The organism is Methylobacterium sp. SD274, from assembly GCF_017355285.1.
GTDB lineage: Bacteria > Pseudomonadota > Alphaproteobacteria > Rhizobiales > Beijerinckiaceae > Methylobacterium.
Genome location: NZ_JADIJP010000003.1, coordinates 249744 through 269621, shown reverse-complemented (window position 1 = coordinate 269621; position 19878 = coordinate 249744). Strand labels below are relative to the sequence as shown.

General features: G+C 65.3%; 18 protein-coding genes, 1 tRNA gene and 2 pseudogenes. 9 read left to right on the top strand and 12 right to left on the bottom strand.

Annotation, left to right across the window (positions count from 1 at the left end):
* Nucleotides 1–164 precede the first annotated feature (164 nt).
* From polA to IPV08_RS04715, 3 genes are read right to left on the bottom strand one after another with little or no spacing between them, the layout of a single operon-like run.
* Nucleotides 165–3221 (bottom strand): DNA polymerase I, encoded by a 3057-nt coding sequence (gene polA / locus IPV08_RS04725; RefSeq protein ID WP_207410960.1) that lies wholly within the window; start codon nt 3219–3221, stop codon nt 165–167.
* A 42-nt stretch (nt 3222–3263) separates the two neighbouring features.
* Nucleotides 3264–3623: a HepT-like ribonuclease domain-containing protein gene (locus tag IPV08_RS04720; protein ID WP_207410959.1), complete on the bottom strand. Its 360-nt coding sequence runs from the start codon at nt 3621–3623 to the stop codon at nt 3264–3266.
* Complete coding sequence (locus IPV08_RS04715) at nt 3613–3909, bottom strand: nucleotidyltransferase domain-containing protein (RefSeq protein ID WP_207410958.1); 297 nt, start codon at nt 3907–3909, stop codon at nt 3613–3615. Before IPV08_RS04715 ends, IPV08_RS04720 begins: the two co-directional genes overlap by 11 nt.
* A gap of 122 nt (nt 3910–4031) precedes the next feature.
* Between IPV08_RS04715 and IPV08_RS04710 the strand changes: the two genes are divergently transcribed.
* On the top strand, nt 4032–5222 hold the full coding sequence (locus tag IPV08_RS04710) for a PQQ-dependent sugar dehydrogenase (RefSeq protein ID WP_207410957.1): 1191 nt from the start codon (nt 4032–4034) through the stop codon (nt 5220–5222).
* 7 nt (nt 5223–5229) lie between these two features.
* Here the strand turns inward: IPV08_RS04710 and IPV08_RS04705 are convergent, their stop codons facing one another.
* Nucleotides 5230–6402, bottom strand: coding sequence for a YihY/virulence factor BrkB family protein (locus IPV08_RS04705; RefSeq protein WP_207410956.1), 1173 nt, complete (start codon nt 6400–6402; stop codon nt 5230–5232).
* Between the two features lie 270 nt (nt 6403–6672).
* On the opposite strand from IPV08_RS04705, the gene ybaL reads away from it, so the two are divergent.
* On the top strand, nt 6673–8493 hold the full coding sequence (ybaL, locus tag IPV08_RS04700; protein WP_056428206.1) for a YbaL family putative K(+) efflux transporter: 1821 nt from the start codon (nt 6673–6675) through the stop codon (nt 8491–8493).
* 184 nt (nt 8494–8677) lie between these two features.
* Here the strand turns inward: ybaL and IPV08_RS04695 are convergent, their stop codons facing one another.
* The 6 genes from IPV08_RS04695 to IPV08_RS04670 are packed head-to-tail and all read right to left on the bottom strand — an operon-like array spanning nt 8678 to nt 15089.
* A complete protein-coding gene (locus IPV08_RS04695) occupies nt 8678–9628 on the bottom strand; it encodes an acetamidase/formamidase family protein (protein WP_207410955.1) in 951 nt (316 codons plus the stop codon).
* 33 nt (nt 9629–9661) lie between these two features.
* A complete protein-coding gene (gene urtE / locus IPV08_RS04690) occupies nt 9662–10390 on the bottom strand; it encodes an urea ABC transporter ATP-binding subunit UrtE (RefSeq protein ID WP_207410954.1) in 729 nt (242 codons plus the stop codon).
* Complete coding sequence (locus tag IPV08_RS04685) at nt 10387–11097, bottom strand: ATP-binding cassette domain-containing protein (protein WP_207410953.1); 711 nt, start codon at nt 11095–11097, stop codon at nt 10387–10389. Before IPV08_RS04685 ends, urtE begins: the two co-directional genes overlap by 4 nt.
* A complete protein-coding gene (gene urtC, locus IPV08_RS04680) occupies nt 11094–12179 on the bottom strand; it encodes an urea ABC transporter permease subunit UrtC (RefSeq protein ID WP_246747785.1) in 1086 nt (361 codons plus the stop codon). The genes IPV08_RS04685 and urtC overlap by 4 nt, the downstream gene beginning before the upstream one ends.
* A 59-nt stretch (nt 12180–12238) precedes the next feature.
* Complete coding sequence (gene urtB, locus IPV08_RS04675) at nt 12239–13870, bottom strand: urea ABC transporter permease subunit UrtB (protein ID WP_207410951.1); 1632 nt, start codon at nt 13868–13870, stop codon at nt 12239–12241.
* A complete protein-coding gene (locus IPV08_RS04670) occupies nt 13863–15089 on the bottom strand; it encodes a transporter substrate-binding protein (protein ID WP_207410950.1) in 1227 nt (408 codons plus the stop codon). The genes urtB and IPV08_RS04670 overlap by 8 nt, the downstream gene beginning before the upstream one ends.
* Nucleotides 15090–15352: 263 nt before the next feature.
* On the opposite strand from IPV08_RS04670, the gene IPV08_RS04665 reads away from it, so the two are divergent.
* Nucleotides 15353–15739, top strand: a complete 387-nt coding sequence (locus tag IPV08_RS04665) for a transposase (protein ID WP_207410949.1) — start codon at nt 15353–15355, stop codon at nt 15737–15739.
* 194 nt (nt 15740–15933) lie between these two features.
* Nucleotides 15934–16010, top strand: a tRNA-Arg gene (locus IPV08_RS04660).
* A gap of 71 nt (nt 16011–16081) precedes the next feature.
* On the opposite strand, the pseudogene IPV08_RS04655 reads toward IPV08_RS04660, so the two are convergent.
* Nucleotides 16082–16369, bottom strand: a pseudogene (locus tag IPV08_RS04655) (transposase); the annotation flags it as partial.
* 43 nt (nt 16370–16412) lie between these two features.
* Here IPV08_RS04655 and IPV08_RS24435 point away from each other — a divergent pair.
* Nucleotides 16413–16577, top strand: a pseudogene (locus IPV08_RS24435) (IS5/IS1182 family transposase); the annotation flags it as partial.
* A 20-nt stretch (nt 16578–16597) separates the two neighbouring features.
* Here IPV08_RS24435 and IPV08_RS04650 read toward each other — a convergent pair.
* Nucleotides 16598–16858 (bottom strand): hypothetical protein, encoded by a 261-nt coding sequence (locus IPV08_RS04650; RefSeq protein WP_207410948.1) that lies wholly within the window; start codon nt 16856–16858, stop codon nt 16598–16600.
* 350 nt (nt 16859–17208) lie between these two features.
* On the opposite strand from IPV08_RS04650, the gene IPV08_RS04645 reads away from it, so the two are divergent.
* From IPV08_RS04645 to IPV08_RS04630, 4 genes are all read left to right on the top strand, one after another.
* Nucleotides 17209–17661 (top strand): BLUF domain-containing protein, encoded by a 453-nt coding sequence (locus IPV08_RS04645; RefSeq protein ID WP_056428264.1) that lies wholly within the window; start codon nt 17209–17211, stop codon nt 17659–17661.
* 222 nt (nt 17662–17883) lie between these two features.
* A complete protein-coding gene (locus IPV08_RS04640; protein WP_207410947.1) occupies nt 17884–18774 on the top strand; it encodes an alpha/beta fold hydrolase in 891 nt (296 codons plus the stop codon).
* A gap of 340 nt (nt 18775–19114) precedes the next feature.
* Nucleotides 19115–19300 carry a hypothetical protein gene (locus tag IPV08_RS04635; protein WP_207410946.1) on the top strand — a complete coding sequence of 62 codons (186 nt, stop codon included), beginning with the start codon at nt 19115–19117 and terminating at the stop codon, nt 19298–19300.
* Nucleotides 19301–19377: 77 nt separating this feature from the next.
* Nucleotides 19378–19845: a hypothetical protein gene (locus IPV08_RS04630; protein ID WP_207410945.1), complete on the top strand. Its 468-nt coding sequence runs from the start codon at nt 19378–19380 to the stop codon at nt 19843–19845.
* The last annotated feature ends 33 nt before the right edge of the window (nt 19846–19878 follow it).

Sequence of the window (19878 nt, the reverse complement as noted above, 5' to 3'; positions counted from 1 at the left end):
CGGTGCGGCATGCTTCACCTATTTGTGACATGGCTATCGTTCACCCTCCTACCCGATCACCTCGTCCTGAGGCACCGCGAAGCGGCCTAGAAGGAGAGTCCCAGAATCCACCGCACGAACTGGAGGGCTCCGCCTTGGAATAAGGTGAGAGAGCAGCACAACGTTCAATGCGCCTCCTCCCAGTTCCCCGCCGCCTGCGCCTCCACCACCAGCGGCACGCGCAGGGTCAGCGCGGGTGCGGGCGCCTCGACCATCACCCGGCGGATCACCGGCAGCGCCTTCTCCACCTCGTCCTCGGGTGCTTCGAATACCAGTTCGTCGTGCACCTGCAGCAGCATGGTCACGTTGAGTTTTTCCGCCCGCAGCGCCTGCTCCATCCGGACCATGGCCCGGCGGATGATGTCGGCGGCCGAGCCCTGGATCGGGGCGTTGATCGCCTGGCGCTCCACGCTCGCCCGCTCGTTCGGGTTGTTCGAGCGGATCTGCGGATAGTGGCAGACGCGGCCGAACAGGGTGGTGACGTAGCCGAGGTCGCGGCAGAGCTTCTTGGTGTCGTCGATATAGGCACGGATCCCGGGGAAGCGCTCGAAATACTGCTTGATGAAGGCCGAGGCCTCCTCGCGGCCGATGCCGAGGCGGTCGGCGAGCCCGAAAGCCGAGATGCCGTAGATGATGCCGAAATTGATCGTCTTGGCGCGCCGGCGCAGGTCCGAGGTCATGTCCTTCAAGGGCACGCCGAACATGGCACTGGCGGTGGCGGCATGGATGTCGACGCCGTCCTCGAAGGCTTGGCGCAGCTGCGGGATATCGGCGATGTGGGCGAGGATGCGCAGTTCGATCTGGCTGTAATCGGCCGAGATGAGCTTCCTGCCCTCCGGCGCCACGAAGGCGCGGCGGATGCGCCGGCCCTCCTCGGTGCGGATCGGGATGTTCTGCAGGTTCGGCTCCGAGGAGGAGAGCCGGCCGGTGGTGGTGGCCGCCAGGGAGAACGAGGTGTGGACCCGGTCCGTCTCGCGGTCGGCATGCTGCTGCAGCGAATCCGTGTAGGTGGATTTCAGCTTGGCGAGCTGGCGCCATTCCAAGATCTTTTTGGGCAGTTCGTGCCCTGCCTGAGCCAGTTCCTCCAGCAGGGTGGCGGGCGTCGCCCACTGGCCGGACGGCGTCTTCTTGGCGCCGGGCAGGCCCATCTTGCCGAACAGGATGTCGCCGATCTGCTTCGGCGACGAGACCTGGAAGCGCTCGCCGGCATCCTCCTGGATCTCCTCCTCCAGCCGCACGAGGATCTGCGAGAAATCGCCGGAGAGCCGGCTCAGCATGTTGCGGTCGACGCGGATTCCCGCCGCTTCCATCCGGGCGATGACCGGGATGAGGGGGCGTTCCAGGGTCTCGTAGACCGTCACCCGGCGCTCGGCGACGAGCCGCGGCTTCATCATCCGCCACAGGCGCAGGGTCACGTCCGCATCCTCGGCGGCGTAGGCGGTGGCCTTGTCCAGGGGCACCCTGTCGAAGGTGACCTTCGCCTTGCCGGTGCCGGCGACGTCCGAGAAGGTGATCGGCTGGTGGCCGAGATGGCGGCGGGCGAGTTCGTCCATACTGTGCCCGCCCTTGCCGGCATCGAGCACGTAGGAGATCAGCATCGTGTCATCGAACGGCGCAATCTCGATGGCGACGGTCTGACGCCGGAACACCAGCCAGTCGTACTTGATGTTCTGGCCGACCTTGAGGACGCCCGGATCTTCGAGGAGCGGCTTCAAGGCCGTCAGGGCGGCATCGATCGGGATCTGGCCGCCGACGGGGCTGAACTGCCCCGTGGCCGCCTTGGCATCGCCGAACAGGTCGCTCGCCTCGGATGCAGCCACCGGTTCCAGATGAGCGAGGGGGATGTAGGCTGCCCGCCCCGGCGCCACCGCCAGGGAGACGCCGACGAGGTTGGCGTTGTTCGCGTCGAGGGAGTCGGTCTCGGTATCCACCGCCACCACTCCGGCCTCGCGTGCCTCGGCGATCCAGGCCTCCAATTGGCCGAGGCTGGTGATGGTCTCGTAACCCGTCGTGTCGATGGGGTTCGTCGCCTCGGCCGCGCGCAGGGCGACGAGGCCGGAGGGCGTCGGCTCGGATGAGCCGCGCGGCTTCGCTTCGCCTTCCGGCAGGTTCAGGTCGGCAAAGGGATCGACCTCGCCGCCTTGTGCCGCGGCCTCGAACGGGGGCGCGTCGGCTCCGTCCGACCCCGGCAGCAGGGCCGGATCGGGCTTCACCTTCTCGGGGTCCACATGCAGCATCGAGGCGATGCGGCGGGTCAGGGTGTTGAACTCCATCGCCTTGAGGAAGCCGACGAGCTTCTCGGGGTCGGGCGCTGGCAGGCGCAGGTCGTCGAGGGCGATGGGGAGCGGCACGTTCTCTTCCAGCGCCACCAGCCTCCGCGAAAGCTTCGCCTGGTCGATACTGGCGAGAAGGGTCTCGCGGCGCTTGGGCTGCTTGATCTCGCCCGCTCGTTCCAACAGCGCGTCGAGGCTGCCGTATTCCTTGATCAGGGCGGCGGCCGTCTTGAGGCCGATGCCGGGGACGCCGGGTACGTTGTCGGACGTGTCGCCGATGAGCGCCAGGGCGTCGCCGATCTGGTTCGGCTGCAGGCCTTCCCATTTGGCGATGATGGCGTCGAGGTCGAGGTTGCGCTCGGGCCTATGCCCGGGCTTGCCCTTCACGCCGGATTCGAAATCGTAGAACCGCACCAGCGGCCCCACCAGCTGCATCAGGTCCTTGTCGGAGGAGACGATGATGACGCCGGCCCCGCGCGCCTCGGCCTGGCGCGAATAGGTGGCGATGAGGTCGTCGGCCTCGTAGCGCTCCAGCTCGATGGGTTGGAGGCCGAAGGCGCGTACGGCCTCGCGCATCAGCGGCATCTGACGCTTGAGGTCGTCCGGCGCGTCGGGGCGGTGGCCCTTGTAGTCGGGGAAGAGCTCCTTGCGGAACGAGCCCTCCGACTTGTCGAACACGATGGCCAGATGCGTCGGCTTGATCCCCGCTGCCCCGTCCTGAACGAACTGGGCAATCTTGGTGCAGAACAGCCGGACCGCCCCCGTGGGCAGCCCATCCGAGGGCCGAGTGTTGTACTTCTGGTCTTGGTTGATCGACTGGAAGTAGGCCCGGAAAATGAACGACGATCCGTCCACCAGAATGATCTGATCGCCGGGGCCGACGGGGGCGGATGGAGAGACAGCGTTCATCGTGAGAAAAAGGCCAAGTTCAGGAGACGAGAGCGAGCGCGCTCAGGAGGCAGAAAAAGCGTCGCGTTCGGCGATGCAGGCATGACGTACTTCGCCGAGCCGTTCTTGAACGGCAGCCCAGACCAGATCCAGCTCTACCTTGTGATAGGGATGTCGATAGACGTTGCCGACATTGGCGATCGATTGCCAGGGAATGTGCGGGTTGCGCAGCTTCGTTTCCGGATCGAGGCGGCGACTGGCCTCGGAGATGATCTCGAGACAGCGGATGACAGCGTAGACCGTACGTTGGTCAGCCATGAACGTCTCGAACGTCATTCCAGCCGTGAAGTGCTGAGCGGCGTCGATATTGTCGATGATGTCGATGATGTCGATGATCGCATCGCGGACGCGTTCAGAACGCATGAACGGCATCTCGTTCGGCCCGCAGACGGATATGCGGTTTCAGAGCATCACGGCTGGCGACGTCCACTGCGACCGGGAAGAGCTCCTCGATGAAGTGCACCAAGCCCACATAATCGAAGACGTCACGAATGGTCTCTCGGTCGAGAACGACCATGACGTCGACGTCGCTTGAACCGATCGCCTCTCCCCGCGCCGTCGACCCGAACAGCGCAGCATGACGGACGCCGCGTAGGCGTAGCTCCGCCTCGTTCTCTCGAAGAATTCCGATGGCGATGCCGCGATCCATTCGGCGACACTACTTCAAATCGCGGGCGCGCTGAAGGGCCGGGTGGAAGTGTCGCGTGCCGGAACGGCGGATTCCAAGACCGCGTTTCAGCCTCGTCCTCCACAGTTTCGGATTCCCGCCGCATGATCCCGGTCCGCCGCTCGACCTGCCTCGCCCTGACCCTCGTCCTCTCCGCCGCCCCGCTCCCGGCCTTTGCCCAGTCGCTGCAGAACCCCGGCACGGCGACGATCGAGGCCCATGTGGTGAAGGCCGCGCCGCTGGAGGCGACACCGGAGCGGATCGCCGCTCTGAAACTCCCCGCAGGGTTCAAGATCGAGGCCTTCGCCCGCGATCTCGGCGCGCCCCGGGTCATCGTCGTGGCGCCGGACGGGGCGCTCTATGTCAGCGACCGCGACGCCGGCACGGTCACCCGCATTGACGCGACCGACGCGGCCAAGCGCCAAGTCGTCCTGAAGAAGCCGGATGTGCACGGGCTCGCCATCCATGACGGCACTCTGTTCTACGTGACGGTGAAAGAGATCTTCTCCGCGCCGATGAAGGCCGATGGCAGTCTCGGCCCCGAGACGAGGCTCGTCGCCGACCTTCCCGATGCCGGCCAGCATCCGAACCGCACCATCGGCTTCGGGCCGGACGGCTGGCTCTATGCCAGCCTCGGTTCCACCTGCAACGAATGCGAGGAGCGCAACCCCGAGAACGCCACGATGGTGCGGATGAAGCCGGATGGGTCGGGCCGGGAGATCGTCGCTTCTGGCCTGCGCAACACCATCGGTTTCGCCTGGGAGCCCGGGACGAAGGCGCTCTATGGCTGGGATGACGGCGTCGACTGGCTCGGGAACGACGCAACGCCGGAGGAACTGAACCGGATCGAGCCGGGCAAGAAGTACGGCTGGCCCTACATCTTCGGTGCCGGGATCAAGAACCTCTACCGTGAGGTCCCGAAAAGCTCGCTGGAGCAGTGGGACAAGGACAGCGAGCGGCCGCTTCTCACTTGGACGGCGCACGCCTCCTCGATGCAGTTCGCCTTCTACGACGGCGGGCAGTTCCCGGCCGAGTACAAAGGCGATGCCTTCGTCACCATGCATGGCTCGTGGAACCGTAAACCGCCGAGCGGCTACGAAGTCCTGCGCGTGCATTTCGAAAAGGGCCTACCGACGACGATTACCCCCTTCGTATCGGGCTTCCTCACCGAGGGCGGCCCGAGCGGCTGGTCGCGTTTCGCCCGGCCCTTCGGTCTGGCGGTCGCCAAGGATGGAAGCCTTTTCCTCGGCGACGACCAGCACGGCATCATCTACCGGATCAGCTACAAGGGCTGAGCGGAACTCAACTCGCGGCGCCCACCGTATCCGCCATGCGGGCGTCGCGAGTTCCCAAGGGCTCCTCGTGTCCGATAGTGGTATCGGCCTCGGTCTGGTGCTCCATCTCCGCATTGATCTCGGCGCCGACGAGGACGATGGTCGTCGAGATCCAGATCCAGGTCATGAAGCCCACGACCGCGCCGAGGGAGCCGTAGGTCTCGTTGTACTTGCCGAAATTCGAGACGTACCAAGAAAAGCCCAGCGACCCCGCGAGCCAGAGCACGCCCGCGATGGCGCTGCCCCAGGTCACCCAGCGCCAGCGCGGCGCGTCGCGGCTCGGACCGTAGCGATAGAGCACAGCGAGGCCGGCCAGCACCGCGAGCAGCAGCACCGGCCAGCGCAGGAGCGAGATGTACCAGGCCTCCGCGCTGAGACCGACGACGTTGATCACCGCCGGCACCACGACGATGCCCACCAGGGCCAGCACGATGAAGAGCAGCGCCCCCGCCGTGAAGGTGAGCGAGCGCAGGTTGAGCCAGAAGAAGTTCCGGGTCTCGCGCTCCTCGTAGACGATGTTGAGGGCCTGGAAGACCGCTTTCATCCCGCCATTGGCGCTCCAGATCGACAGGGCGAGACCGGTGAAGAAAGTGAGACCCAGGGTGGTGTCACCCTTCTCAGCGATGCGCTTCACCTGTTCGCCGATGATGTCGAGAGCACCGGACGGGATCACGCCCTGGAGGTTCTGCAGGTGATCGTTGATCGTCGATACCTCCGCCACCAGACCGTAGCAGGCGACCAGGGCGGCAATGGCGGGGAAGATCGCCAGCAGAACGTAGAAGGTCACGCCGGCGGCCACCGAGACGAGGTTGTTCTCGCCGATATCGTGGAAAACCCGAAGACCGATATCCTTCCAGCCCTTGGCGGGGATTTCGGACGGTGTCGACGCCTGCCGCCCGCGTTCGGTCTCCGTCCTGGCGACGTTCCTGGCGTCCCTTCCCTCATGGGAGGGGGAGGGCTCGCTCGTGCGCGGGGCGGAGGGAGACCTGTCCAACGATGACCCGGACGGGGATGGCCGCGTGCCCTTCCGCGGCAGGACAACGAGACCGACAAGCGCGGTCACGAGTCCCAGCGTCCACAGGGTGGAGCCGGATTGCCCAGCGCCCCCCGCTCCCGCCGGGTCATGATGTGGTTCGGCCATCGGCGGTTCGTCCTGTAGATCGGAAAGTGAATTCAATTCCCTGCGACAACCTTCCGCCGCCCAGAGAGTTTCATGCACGGTCGCCGACCGTCTTTCAGCGGACGAAGTCGGTGAGAGAGAGCCGCAGACGCGCTGTCCGGCACGGTGCGTGCTCTCAGGCACGGACTGTCAACCCGTCTGCGGTTATCTAGCGCCATTCGGCGCTTGCCCTTGGCAGCCGTTGCCCTCACCGTTTTCGCGAAATCTTCCAAACGAGGACACGACAGCCCCGTGCCGCACGCGACAGAGCTGATTGCCATCATCGCCCTCGGTCTCGTCCTGGCCTTCGCCTGTGGGATGCTGGCCCAACGCCTGCGGCTTCCTCCCCTCGTCGGCTATCTCCTGGCCGGGGTTCTGGTTGGGCCGTACACACCCGGCTTCGTCGGCAACAGCCAGCTCGCCAGCCAGCTGGCCGAAATCGGCGTGATCCTGCTGATGTTCGGGGTCGGCCTGCATTTCTCGATCAAGGACCTGATGGCGGTGCGCACCATCGCCCTGCCGGGCGCGATCGTGCAGATCGTGGCCGCCACCGCCATGGGTGGGCTGCTGGCGCATCTCTGGGGCTGGGGCATCGGCGCGGGCCTCGTCTTCGGTTTGGCCCTCTCGGTGGCGAGCACCGTGGTGCTGCTGCGTGCCCTGGAGGAGCGTCGGCTCCTCGACAGCGACAAGGGCCGCATCGCGGTGGGGTGGCTCATCGTCGAGGATCTGGCGATGGTCCTCGCCCTGGTCCTGCTACCCGCCCTCGCACCATCCCTCGGGGGAACCGGCGACGGCGCGGCCCACCATGTCGCCGACGGCAACATCTGGCTCACCCTGGCCCTGACGTTGGCCAAGGTCGCGGTATTCGCCCTGGTGATGCTGGTGGGAGGACGCCGCGTCGTGCCCTGGCTCCTCGATCAGGCGGCCCGCACCGGCTCGCGCGAACTCTTCACCCTCGCTGTCCTCGCTTTGGCGCTGGGCATCGCCTTCGGATCGGCGGAGCTCTTCGGGGTCTCCTTCGCGCTCGGCGCATTCTTCGCCGGCATGGTGCTGGCCGAATCCGACCTCAGCCACCAGGCGGCGGCCGATTCCCTGCCGCTGCAGGATGCGTTCGCGGTGCTGTTCTTCGTCTCCGTGGGCATGTTGTTCGATCCGGGCATCCTCTTGCGCGAGCCGCTTTCGGTGCTCGCCGTCCTCGGCATCATCCTCCTCGGCAAATCGCTCGCCGCCGTGGCCATCGTGCTGGCCTTCAAGCATCCCATCGGCACCGCGCTCACCATCGCGGCCAGTCTCGCGCAGATCGGCGAGTTCTCCTTCATCCTCGTCAGCCTCGGATTGTCGCTGAAGCTCTTGCCTACGGAAGGACGCGATCTCATCCTCGGCGGCGCGATCCTGTCGATCACGCTCAACCCGCTCTTCTTCGTCCTGGCGGAGCGGGCGACGCGCTTCTTCGCCGAGCGGCCGGAGCTCGCGGCCCGGTTCGAGCGTCGCGGCGCTGCGGCGATGGCGGTGACCGAGGAGGCGAAGCCTCACCGCGGGCATGCCATCGTCATCGGCTATGGCCGTGTCGGAAGCACCATCGCCAAGGCCTTCGCCACCTGGGACCTTCCCTATCTGGTGATCGACCGCGACCGCCGCCGCGTCCTCGACCTGCGCAAGGACGGTGTCGAAGCGGTGTTCGGGGACGCCACGGCGCCGGGTATCCTCGAAGCCGCCGATATCGGCCAGGCGAAGCTCATCGTGATCGCATCGCCCGAGCCTCATACGGCGCGCCGCCTCGTCGAACTCGCCCGCGAGGCCAATCCCGGCATCGACACGCTGGTGCGCACCCATAACGATGGCGAGCGGCACTATTTCGAGGAACAGGGCGTCGGCCTCGTCCTCATGGCCGAGCGCGAACTGGCCTTCGGCATGACGCTCTACGCCCTGCGCAGCCTCGGGCTAAAGGAAGGCGAAGCCCGCATCTTCGTCGACAGCACCCGCGTGGAGAGCCGCACGGCCCCGGTCGAGGCCGAGATCGACCAGGGCGCTCCGGAACTCCGCCCGCACAAGGCGGATGTGGTCGAAGGGTAGGGCTTCGTCGGCAGTCCTACGAAGGACGGGATGGGTTCCGTCTTTTCAAACACATCCTGCGGGCAGGCATCGCCCTAAACTCGTTCGAGCGAGCGCCCGGATATATGCGACCCACCCCATGTCCGGAGCATTTCGTATCGAGGGACCGGCCGATCGGTCCGATGAGCTCCGGGGGCGTCCCGGCTCAGGCAGGTCCTGCCAGGGCGCTCTTGGGCAGCAGCATGTGCACCCCCTTGTTGCCGTCGACCGTTTGCGTGATCCGGAGGTTCCCGGCGAGCGAGCACAGCATGTAGGCCTGATTGCGGGTCAGGCTGCTGCGTGCGCAGACATGGCGGACCATCTCGCGTACCGCCTGGCGCATGGCCTCGTCGAGGCTTTCATGCAGGCCGATCGTCATGAGATCGGTCGGGGTCTCGGCAAACGGCCACGCATAGCCGAGATCCTTGCGCACGGTCAGCCGAAAGGTCCCCGATAGGCCGGTCTCGAGAGCGGTGATGCAGACCTCGCCGTCACCCTGCACGCCGTGGCCGTCGCCGGCATAGAAGCCCGCGCCCGGATTGAAGACTGGCAGATACAGCGACGTGCCGACCTTGAGTTCCTTGTTGTCCATGTTCCCGCCGAAGGCGCGGGGAACCGGAGAACCGACCCTTCCCCAGGCTGCGGGAGGCGCCGTGCCCATGATTCCGAAGAACGGATCGAGGGGCAACTCGGCGCCCCAGGGCAGGATCGCGACGCCGCGGGCGACGTCGATGTCGGGATGAATCGTCTCGTAGTCGGTGAACTCGTCCGGCAGGGTGCCGAGCAGCGGAAGGATCGCCACGAAGCCCCAATCCATGCGGAACTTCAGATCGAGGATGTCGACTTGGAGCACGTCGCCGGGTTCCGCCCCGCGGACATGGACCGGACCGGTGACGAAATGCGGCCCGGGGCCGGAGGCGAGGGTATCGAGGGCGGCGAGGTAATCGGCCGGCACCCGGGCCGGATCGGGATGGAGCGATTCCTTGCCGCCGGCCGGAAACGAATGGAGCGTGACGGTGTCGCCGGATTCGACCTCCAGGACCGGCGGCAAAGCGGCGTCGAAATAGCCGAGCACCATCGTGTCGGGGGTCGCGGGAATCTCGTGATGCGTCGACATGAGGGATCCTTCCAAAGGTCTGATGGCGGCTGGTCAGACAGCGATGTGCCGGGACAGGGTGGCGTGGTCCAAGGTCTCGCGCGTGCCCCGTTCGACCACGTTGCCGCGCGAGAGCACGACGAAGGAATCGGCGAGGCGAACCGCGAATTCGAGATATTGCTCCACGAGGAGCACGGTGATCCGGCCTTTGAGCTCTTCGATCACGGTCTCGATCGCCGAGACGATGGAGGGTTGGATGCCTTCCGTGGGCTCGTCGAGGAGGATGAGACGGGGGCGGGTGCTCAGCGCGCGGGCAATGGCGAGTTGCTGCTGCTGACCGCCCGAGAGATTGCCGCCGGGCCGGTTCCACAGGTCGCGCAGGGCCGGGAACAAGGCGACCGCTTCATCCACGGCGTCGGTGCGGTCCAGCCCGTGTGCCCGGGCGGCGACACGCAGGTTCTCGGCCACAGAGAGGTCGGCGAAGATCTCGCGCCCTTGCGGCACGATGGCGAGGCCCGCCCGCGCCCGCCGGTCGGGAGACATGTCGGTGATGTCGGTCTCGCCGAGGATGATGCAGCCACGGCTCACCGGAATCAGGCCGGCAAGACAGCGCAACAGCGTCGTCTTGCCGGCGCCGTTGCGGCCCAGCACCGCCAGGCAGGAACCCGGCTCGATGGACAGGTCGACGTTCCGCAGGACTTGCGCGCTGCCGTAATGCTGGTCGAGGCCGGTGACGGACAAGCCGAGCGGAACCGGCGACAGGGAGGGGGACACGTCGCTCATCGGCCGAGGAACACCTCGATGACCCGTGAATCGGCGCGCGCGCCGGCCATTCCGCCCTCGAACAGGGTGCGGCCCTCGTGAAGCACGGTCACCCGGTCGGCGATCGCCTCCACGAAAGCCATGTCGTGCTCGATCACCAGGATGGCTCGGTCGGGCCGGCGCAGGGATCGGATGAGATCGGCGGTGCGTGCAGTCTCGGCATCGGACAATCCTGCCACCGGCTCGTCGAGGAGGACCAGCTTCGGCTGCGAAGCCAGGACCATGCCGATCTCCAACCATTGCTTCTCCCCGTGCGCCAGGGAACCGGCGAGGGTGTCCGCACGCGTCTCCAACCCGGTCTCGGCGAGGGATACCGCGATGCGGTCGGATCGCTCGGAGATCGGGCAGTCGAGGCCACAGCCGATCTCGAGGTTTTCGCGCACGGTCAGGGCGGGAAAGACGCTGGGCTTCTGGAACTTGCGACGCACGCCCGCACGGGCGATCTCGGCCTCCGAGCGGCGGGTCAGGTCGAGGTCGTCGCCGAGCATGATGCGGCCCGAGGTCGGTTTGGCGATGCCCGTGATGGCGTCGAGAAGGGTGGTCTTGCCGGCGCCGTTCGGACCGATCACCGCCCGGACCTCACCGGGATCGATGGCCAGCGACAGCTCGTCCAGGGCGCGGAACCGCCCGAACACGACGCTCAGGTTCTCGATGGTCAGGGCGCTCATCCGAGCCTCCCGCCGCGCCGCAGCCAGGTCGGTTTCAGGCGCAGGGCCGCGAGGTCGAGGAGGCCGTTCGGCAGCCCCAGCACCACGACGAGGACGAGCCCCGACAGGATGAAGGGCCACGCCTCCGGCATCGCGGCGCTCAGCCAGAACTTGAGGGCGTTGACCGCCACGGCGCCGATCACCGCGCCGCCGAGCCTTCCCATCCCGCCGATGGCGACCCAGACTGCGATCTCGATGGAGAGATCGGGGCTCAGCACGCGCGGGTTGATGATGCCGACCTGAGGCACGTAGAGGATCCCGGCGATGGCGGCGACCGTCGCGGAGAGGCACCAGATCCCGAGCTTCAGGCGCGTCGTACTGTAGCCGAGGGTGCGCAGGCGGGCCTCGTCGTCGCGGCAGGCCAGCATGCGCCGGCCGATACGGCCGACCACAAGGGCACGCGTGCCCACGAGGATCAGTGCCAGGGCCAGCAGCGTCGCCACGGTCAGGCCCGTGACCATGCCGGGCGCGCCGATGGGATAGCCGAACAGGAGCGGGAATCCGGTCATGCCGTTATTCCCGCCGAGACCGGTATCGTTGCGGAACATCAGCAGCATGGCGACATAGACCAGGGCCTGACTGATGATCGAGAAGTAGACGCCGTTCACCCGCGAGCGGAACGAGGCATAGCCGAACAGGAAAGCGATGGCGGCCGACAGGACCAGGGCCACGACCAAGGCATACGGCGCGCTCGCGAGACCGGACCAATAGAGCGGCAGGGTCTTCCAACCCATGAACTGCATCAGGTCCGGCGCCACGCCGGTGACGGCATAGGCGTGGGAGAGCAGGTGCATCGCGCAGACATAGCCGCCGATGGCGAAGAACAGGCCATGCCCCAGGCTGAGAATGCCGAGATAGCCCCAGACCAGATCGAGGGAAACGGCGAGGATCGCGAAGGCCGCGAGTTGGCCGACCATGTTGACGAGGTAGGGGGCGGGGTGCAGCACAAGGATCGCGAGCGCGCCGGCGAGGACGAGACCGATCACCGCCGCCAGCAAGGGATCTCCCCCCAAAGCCGGAAGACGCCAACGGGACGCCGGCATGGGCCGAGATCGTGTCATGGGCTGAGATGGTGTCATCGGCGAGGGTTCCACGGCCTCGCTCATCGCCGACGCCTGACGGCGAACAGCCCTTCGGGCCGGCGCTGGAGGAAGAGGATGATGCCCACGAGCACGATGACCTTGGCGGCGACCGCGCCGTAGAACGGCTCGATCAGGACGTTGGCCCCGCCGATGCCGAGGGCCGCCACGAGGGTGCCGATGACGGTACCGACGCCACCGAGCACCACCACCATGAAACTGTCGACGATGAAGGTCGCGCCCATGCCCGGATTGACGCTGTAGATCGGGCAGAGAGCCACACCGGCGAGCCCCGCCAGTCCCGAGCCGAAGCCGAAGGCGAGGCGGTCGACCCGGCGGGTACGGATGCCGAGACAGGCCGCCATGTCGCGATTCTGCGTCACCGCACGGATGTCGAGGCCGAGCGGCGAGCGCTTCAGGATCAGGAGCGTCAGCACCAGGGTGATCGCCGCAAAGGCGATGGCGAAGAGCCGGTTCCAGGTCACGATGAAATCGGCATAGAGGGGCACGCCGCCGCTCACGTAGGACGGCATGGCGAATTGCAGGTTCTGCGATCCGAAGACCACGCGCACGAAATTGATGAGGAACAGGCTCACGGCCCAGGTGGCGAGCAGGCTCATCAACGGTCGACGATAGAGGTGGCGCAGGATCAGCGCTTCGATGACGATCCCCACCATGGCGGCGGCGAGGAAGGCGACGGGGATCGCCGCGAGGAGGTAGAGGTCGAGGAAGCCCGGAGCGAAGCGGCGGAACGCCTCCTGCACGGCATAGGCCGCATAGGCGCCGACCATGATGAACTCGCCCTGGGCGAGGTTGATCACGCCCATCAGTCCGAAAATGATCGCCAGTCCCGCGGCGGCCATGAACAGGATGCTGGCGAAGCTTAAGCCGTTGTAGAGGAGCGCGAGGCCGTTGCCGATCCACACAGCGCGTTCGACCTTGGCGATCGCGACCTCCAAAGTCGCACGGAAGGCGGGGTCGGCGCGATAGGCCGGATCACTCTTCAGGGCGGAGAGCCGTGAGAAGGCAGCACCCGAGGGAGCCTCGGCCACCGCCCGGATCGCCGCCAGGCGACGCGCCGGATCGGGCGAGGACAAAGCCGCTCCCTGTGCCGCCACGCCGATTGCCGTCTTTAATCCGGCATCGCTCTCGTTGTCCTGCGCCCGCACCAGCACGGCATCGGGGACGCCCGCCATGCGCCGCTCGACGGCTGCCAACCCCTTCCGTCGAAGCTCCACCGTCTCGCCCGCGATGAGGGTCGAGATGCCGAGGGCGGTCTCCACGAGGCCGCGCTGCCGGAGGCCGAGCACCGGCGAGCGTCCGCCATTCGTGGAACGAACGCCGCCGCTCACAACCTCGCGCCCGTCCGGTGCCCCGGCCTTCTCGAGCAGAACAGCCGTATCGCCGAGGCAGACGAGGCGTCTCTCAATCAAGCCGCCCAGCAGGATGCCGGTGAAAGCGAGATCCTCGACCGTCATCTCGCCGCTCGACCGGATCAGCGCATCGAGCACCCGGCTCTGCGCGGCCCCGTCACCGCACAGGCCGACGGCGAAGCCCGCGCGCTCGAAGCTAGGCGACGCTCCGAAGGCCGGCTGCATCAGACCGGCGACGAGCAGGATCGCGCCGCAGAGCCAGGATTTCAGGCTCTCAACCATATGGGCTGAACGGCACGGGTTTGGGGGCGTCGGGCGATTGCCAAAGGATGTCGAAGCCCTGCTTCTCGTTGACCGAGCCGATGAAGACGCCGCGGGCGACGTAGTTGTTCTCTCCCGTCATCGTCAGGGTGTAGCCGGAGGGATCGGCGAAGCTCAGGCCGGCGAAGGCCTTGCGCACTTCGGGCACGTCGAAGCTCCCGGCCTTCGCCGCCGCCAGGGCCCAGAGCTGAACGCTGTCATAGGCCGAGACCATCGGATCGATGACGGTGTCGGCGCTGAAGGGCACCGATTTGGCCTTCACGTAAGCGGTCCAATCCGCAAGGAACCGGGTATTGGCCTCCGCCTTCGCCGCCTGGAGATAGGCCCAGCAATTCAGGTGGCCGACGAGAGGCGCCGTATCCAGCCCTTCGAGATCGGCCTCCACCATGTCGAGGCCGAGGATCGGCACGTCGGTGGCCCGGATGCCCTGGTTGGCGAATTCGCGCAGGAAATCCGGAATCGACGAGCCCACCACCGTGAGCACGACGATCGGTTGCCCGCCGGGCTCGGCGGCGAAGCTGCGGATCTGGTTCACCAGGGTCTGGAAGTTGGAGAAACCCAGGGGCACGTATTCCTCGCGCCAGGCCGTCGCCGCCACCCCCTTCGATGCCCAATAGGCCTTGAGTTGCTTGTTGATCGTGCGCGGCCAGACGTAATCGGAGCCTATCATGAAGAAGCGTTTGGCCCCGACGCCCTCGGCACCCATCAGGTAATCCACCGCAGGCAGCACCGAGCTCGCCGGCGGTGAATTCACATAGACGACGTTCTTCGAATTCTCGTCGCCTTCGAAGTGAAGAGGATAGAACAACAGCCCGTCATTTTGCTCCACCACCGGCAGGACCGACTTGCGCGAGACCGAGGTCCAGCAGCCGAACAGGGCGGCGACCTTCTCCTGCTGCAGCATCTGCCGGCCGATCTGGGCGTAGAGCGGCCAATCCGAGGCCGGGTCCGAGGTCACCACCTCGATCCGGCGTCCGTTGACGCCGCCCTTGGCGTTGATTCCATCGGCCGCCATGCGCACCACATGGTTCAGGCGGCCTTCGATATTGGCCATCGTGCCCGAGGAGGAGAACAAGCATCCGAGCTTGACCGTGTCGGCTGCCCAGGCCGGACGGATGATTGCGGGGGCGGCGAGCGCCGCCGCGGTCCCGATGAAATGACGCCTCGTGACATCGACCATGGGCTTCGAACCTCCCCCGATACGACCCGAAGTTTCCAATTCCTCAGGACTGAACGGAAGGTCAAATAGGCTGCATGGTCCCCCTGGGATGCGCAAAAGGTCATCGGACCGCCTGCAACATGGGCTGGATCCGATGCAAAACGTCAAAATTCGCATTTGCGCCGTCAGCTATTCGCCGGCCTGACCTGCCATTCCACGGTGCGCTTCTTGCTGGTGAATCTTGCTCGAAGCCAAACCCCATCTTCGATCGCGAAGGTCTACACATGCGTCGATGCCGACACACCGATCAGGAGGTCGCCTTTCTCCTCAGGGAAGCCGAGAATGGCACTCCCATTTCGGCCATCTGCGAGACGGCTCATATCTCCATCGGCACGTTCTACCGCTGGCGTCGCCGCCTCGGCGGTCTACCGCCGGCAGGCGTCGCCCATCTCGGGCAGATCGAACGCGAGAACGCCGCATTGCGGGTCGAACTGGCTCGCCTGAGGCATTCCTTGCTCGCCCTGACCCCACGCTATCCCGATCACCGGGTGGATCTCACGACCAAAGCCCTCGACCGCGCTGAGACACCCCCAGCCCATGCCGAAGGCGTGCGCTATCGCGGAGAAGCCGCCACGGTCGGTCGCTACGCCTTCGTGCGCGGCGCCAACTGAACCCCGGTTCCATTACGGGAGAGGTTCGTCGAGGATCGGACCATGCCGGCGTATCGGTGGCCGATGAGATGCATGGACGTACGCGCCCAACGCTGCTCCGGATGGCGATCCAAGTCTCGCATGGCGAAACGCCGCTTTGACCGCCGACACCGTTGCGCGGGGCCACGGCTTGGGTTAGGTGTCATCCACGGTCAGCACCCGTAGCTCAGCTGGATAGAGCGTTGCCCTCCGAAGGCAAAGGTCACACGTTCGAATCGTGTCGGGTGCGCCAATTTTTCGACGAATTAGGATTTGGACTCATAACCAATAGCTGATGGTTGCAGCGATGCAGGCAGCTTTGAGTTAGTGGGCTGCAGACCCGTCGTATCGCGTGGCGCTGCGACGGAATTCCTTGTTGCGCTCGACGGCGTTGCGGCCCTGGTAGAGGACCGGCGAGAATCAGGGCTTCCAGCGCCGGTTGGACTTTGGCGGGATGTTGGGGGCGGCTCCTGTCACTTCGATCTGCCGGCGAATGGCATCGCTGTCGTAGCCTTTATCGCCGAGCAGGATCCGGCACCGGGGCGAACGATCGAGGAGCAAGGCTCCTGCCTTGCGGTCCGCGACTTGTCCGCCCGTTAGTAGGAAGGCAAGCGAGCAGCGCTGAGCCACTCGGTTCAGGTGGCCAAGTCACGACCTGCTTTGCAGGCGGGCGGTGGAACGCTCCCGCGCCGGAGGCACGCGCTTCCGCCGACTCGTCAAGGATGACGAATGGTATTCCAGCGCGCTCGCGGATCCCCACATCTTGGCCTTCGTCTGTCCTCTACTCGAACAGGCTGTTCAACTCGCAGACAGTCGATAACAGACGAGATTCGATACCCATCAGATCTGTCCGGGCTGGCAGCCATAGGGTGGCACCGAGCGCGGGAAGCGTTCTTTGATGCGCTCGCAGCCCCACGACCGCAGCGACTCTGGCAGGCGGCGGTTCACTTCGATGCCAACCTCGTCATAGGGCATTTGTCCGGCCGTGACGTAGCTGTACCAGCGCCAGCCCAGGGTGCCGACGCCTGCGAGCAGGATTGCGAAGGCCACCGTCGCGGCCAGCCCCAAGCGTGACTGCGCAGGTCTCGTCTTATCTACCATGCAGACCATGTCCTCGATGTTCGTGCGATCCTGACAACGCTCTGCTCCCTCGCGGGGAAGAGCCCGTTGCGACCGACAGGATGATGGGGGCTCCCTTACAAAACCCATTCAACGGATGGCCATGCTGCCGCTCTGTGAAAGACGGACGATCGGCTTGGCAACAACGTCAACGCCTCTCAGCATCCGCCCGGATGCCTAGCCTTTTTGATGTAAAAGGTATGTATTAACCCAAAGAATTTTCTCCGCCTCATGGGCCAAACCAGCCGCTCTTTTCTACGTTGTCTGTCCGCACGGCACGAGGGGAGCTCGTTTGATCGTGCCATGCTAAACGTGATGGACAAAAATCTGCGATGATACATCAGCTTGTTTACTATAGCCGAAACGTTGTTGCCGGCAACGATCGCTCCATGCTTATGAATTTGCGTGACATCGTCTCGGCTTCACAGCGCAACAACAGCCGCGATGGAATTACCGGTTTTCTCATATTCGATAAAACTTGGTTCATTCAGGTTCTTGAGGGCGACCAAGCACAGGTGAGCAGCACCTATACGCGCATCGCCCGCGATCCGCGCCATACCAGTGCTACCATTCTGGATGCACGGAACGTTCAGGGCCGTTCCTTTCCCAACTGGACCATGGGTGGCGCCATGCGAACCCCAGAAGTGGAAGAGATTTACTTGCAGCATGGCATCGGAAGCTTCATCGACCCGACACGCCTGACAAGCGGCAAGGTCATCGCCCTCGCCCTCGATCTTCAGGCTTTCGATGCCGCGAAACGTCAGACTCAGCGGCTCGCGAGTTGAAGTCTGCGCGACCAGTCCGGGTACGGTGTTTGACGCGGTACGACCGCAGACATAGCAACGCGTCCACAAGGACGCGTGCCCGCACTCGACTGGCCTCAAGTCCCGGTGCATGACCCAAAGCCCGGCCCTCTGAAACGATCTCGCGAGCGGTTGCGTTTCGCGGGGCCGGTTCTCTTCGGCTTCGAGTTCGAGGGCGGATGCGGCGGAAACGGAAATATGGGCGTGTCCCTGCGGTGGATCGGTGCAACGGCTGGCGGCATCCTGGCCCGCCTAGCCATGGCCGCTATCCTACCGTGGCGGCGTGCCGGCGAGGCTCGCCACGCAGGTTTGGGACGGCTCGCGGCGAGGCGGACCCGTGTCGACGGCCAGATCATCCATGCCAGGGTCTCCGTCGATTCCGTGCCGGATGATCGACTACCCGTGATCCTGGTCCATGGGCTGGGAATGTCCGGCCGATACATGGTCCCGCTCGCGAAGCATCTTGGCCCTCACCTGAAGGTCTACGCCCCCGACCTGCCCGGCTTCGGCTTGAGCGACAAGCCCCGGCACGTGCTCACCGTTCGCGAACTCGCCGATGCGCTGGCCGCCTGGATGCAGGCCTTCGACCTGAAGCGCGCGGCTTTTATCGGCAACTCGCTCGGCTGCGAGATACTGGTCGAACTGGCGATCGTTCACCCCCACCTCGTCGACCGCCTGGTTCTGCAGGGGCCCACGCCAGACCCGGAGGCGAGGAGCCTCTTCCGGCAGGTTGCGGGGTTCCTGGCCATCGCGCCGTTCGAGCGCTGGTCGCTGGCCTGGGTGGCGCTGAGCGATTATGCGCGGGGCGGGATCAACCGATACATCCTGACTTTGCACAGCATGGTCGGCAACCGCATCGGAGAGAAGGCGCTCTGCGTCATGCAGCCCACGCTCGTGGTCTGGGGCGCCCGTGACTACATCGTCCCCTACGCGTTTGTCACGATCCTCGCCGAAAGCCTGCCGCGCGGACGCCTTGCCGTCATTCCCGGTGCGGCCCACGGGATCAACTACTCACACCCCGAGGCATTCACTGCCGTGCTGCTCCCTTTCCTCCTCGCCGAAGGCGACAGGCCTGCCGCGCAGAACCAGTCCTAGAGCGCTCACCGCCGAAGTGGATGCCGGTTCGGCGAAAAAGAGCGCGGCAAAACAAAGGCCTGGAGTTGCACCCGACCCAACGTGGTCGGGTGCAACTCCAGGCGGCCGGCACAGGCTGACATTCGGCCAGCGAGCGCCGTTATCGTTGCTCTCGCCGGTCACGACATAGTTTGGCAGGAGTCCGTCTCGGACCGGAGGCGGTGACGGGCGCGCCGAGGGATCGGTTGTCGAAACATTCGCCGAAGAACGGGCTCTTCATAGGATACCGCGCCAATACGCCGTCCGGCACGGATGCCGACCCCTTCACGACTCCTCAACCACACGGCGCCAGGATCGGGTTATGCTGAACCTCTCGCCTCCACGCCGTCTGACCTTCCTTCTCTCGCTGGTGCTGATCGGCCTCGCCGTCGCCAGTCTCTATTTGCGCCTTCCGACCATTGGTCCCACTGTGGTCAAGTACCGGACCTGGTTCTTCGTCGGCGCGTATGTCCTGCTAGCTTTCGGTGTCGTCTCGAAAAGCCTCTGACCGGTCGCAGACGAAGATCGTACGTCCCTGTTCTTCCTCCAGATCAACGACACACGATTTCTGAGGCCATACTGTCCATGCCAACGGTGTTCCTGGATTGCGATGGCGTGCTAGCCGATTTCGATGCCGGCGCGAAGCAAGCCTTCGGGATGTCACCGGCGGAATTCGAGCGGCGTTTTGGCCTGAAGCGTTTCTGGGGCGAGCTTGCCTCGCTCAACAACTTCTTCGGTGAGCTACCGTTGATGCCGGATGCCATGGAACTGTATGAGGCGGTTCGCCACCTCGAGCCCATCATCCTCACGGGTCTTCCGCGGGGAAACTGGGCTGAGCCACAGAAACGCCTCTGGGCGGCCCGGTATTTCCCCGGTGTCGAGGTGATCACGACGAGTGCCGCGCTGAAACGAGAACATTGCCGTCCTGGCGATGCCCTCGTGGATGACCGGGAGAAATACCGGCCCCTTTGGGAGCAGGCTGGAGGCGTCTTCATCCATCATCGCAACGCGGATGCATCGATCCGGCGGTTGCGCCAACATGCATTCATCTAAGATAAAACCGCTTGTGCTTGTATCTCACTGGAC

Excerpts from the sequence above, each read along its gene's own strand:
- polA (WP_207410960.1), bottom strand. The coding sequence starts at position 3,221 with ATGAACGCTGTCTCTCCATCCGCCCCCGTCGGCCCCGGCGATCAGATC.
- IPV08_RS04720 (WP_207410959.1), bottom strand. The coding sequence starts at position 3,623 with ATGCGTTCTGAACGCGTCCGCGATGCGATCATCGACATCATCGACATC.
- IPV08_RS04715 (WP_207410958.1), bottom strand. The coding sequence starts at position 3,909 with ATGGATCGCGGCATCGCCATCGGAATTCTTCGAGAGAACGAGGCGGAG.
- IPV08_RS04710 (WP_207410957.1), top strand. The coding sequence starts at position 4,032 with ATGATCCCGGTCCGCCGCTCGACCTGCCTCGCCCTGACCCTCGTCCTC.
- IPV08_RS04705 (WP_207410956.1), bottom strand. The coding sequence starts at position 6,402 with ATGGCCGAACCACATCATGACCCGGCGGGAGCGGGGGGCGCTGGGCAA.
- IPV08_RS04695 (WP_207410955.1), bottom strand. The coding sequence starts at position 9,628 with ATGTCGACGCATCACGAGATTCCCGCGACCCCCGACACGATGGTGCTC.
- urtE (WP_207410954.1), bottom strand. The coding sequence starts at position 10,390 with ATGAGCGACGTGTCCCCCTCCCTGTCGCCGGTTCCGCTCGGCTTGTCC.
- IPV08_RS04685 (WP_207410953.1), bottom strand. The coding sequence starts at position 11,097 with ATGAGCGCCCTGACCATCGAGAACCTGAGCGTCGTGTTCGGGCGGTTC.
- urtC (WP_246747785.1), bottom strand. The coding sequence starts at position 12,179 with ATGCCGGCGTCCCGTTGGCGTCTTCCGGCTTTGGGGGGAGATCCCTTG.
- urtB (WP_207410951.1), bottom strand. The coding sequence starts at position 13,870 with ATGGTTGAGAGCCTGAAATCCTGGCTCTGCGGCGCGATCCTGCTCGTC.
- IPV08_RS04670 (WP_207410950.1), bottom strand. The coding sequence starts at position 15,089 with ATGGTCGATGTCACGAGGCGTCATTTCATCGGGACCGCGGCGGCGCTC.
- IPV08_RS04665 (WP_207410949.1), top strand. The coding sequence starts at position 15,353 with ATGCGTCGATGCCGACACACCGATCAGGAGGTCGCCTTTCTCCTCAGG.
- IPV08_RS04650 (WP_207410948.1), bottom strand. The coding sequence starts at position 16,858 with ATGGTAGATAAGACGAGACCTGCGCAGTCACGCTTGGGGCTGGCCGCG.
- IPV08_RS04645 (WP_056428264.1), top strand. The coding sequence starts at position 17,209 with ATGATACATCAGCTTGTTTACTATAGCCGAAACGTTGTTGCCGGCAAC.
- IPV08_RS04635 (WP_207410946.1), top strand. The coding sequence starts at position 19,115 with ATGCTGAACCTCTCGCCTCCACGCCGTCTGACCTTCCTTCTCTCGCTG.
- IPV08_RS04630 (WP_207410945.1), top strand. The coding sequence starts at position 19,378 with ATGCCAACGGTGTTCCTGGATTGCGATGGCGTGCTAGCCGATTTCGAT.